1 pseudogene is annotated in these 385 nt (G+C 69.6%); it reads right to left on the reverse strand.

The features are described from left to right. Positions 1–165: 165 nt before the first annotated feature. A pseudogene (locus I6F37_RS44625) lies at positions 166–385 on the reverse strand (ArsR family transcriptional regulator); the annotation flags it as partial.

The raw sequence follows: 385 nt of genomic DNA on the forward strand, positions 1-385 counted from the left end.
GATCGGCGCGGAAGTCGTCCTCACCGAGTCCGAGGGTCTGGATCACAGTGCCCATCGCGCCGTCGAGCACGAGGATGCGCTCGCGGGACAGCTTCGCGATCGGGTGGTCGGCGAACGGATGGGCCCGCGTGATGCCGCGTGGTGCGAGGGAGGTGGTGGGGTTGCTCATGCGACGCCTTTCAGCGCTGATTGCTCGTTGGCGAGCCAGACGGTGACCGTGAGACCGTCGTCGCCGGAGGGCGGCGCGAGGTCACGGATGTGGGAACAGTCGAGGCCGGCGGCCTCGAGCCAGTGGCTGACCTGCTGGTGGTCGAAACCGAGACGGCGGTGCGCCTGCGCGTCGCGCAGGAACTCGTGGCGGTGCGGGGCGAAGTCGACCACGAGG

This window comes from Bradyrhizobium sp. NBAIM08 (assembly GCF_020193935.1).
GTDB classification, from domain to species: Bacteria; Pseudomonadota; Alphaproteobacteria; order Rhizobiales; family Xanthobacteraceae; genus Bradyrhizobium; species Bradyrhizobium yuanmingense.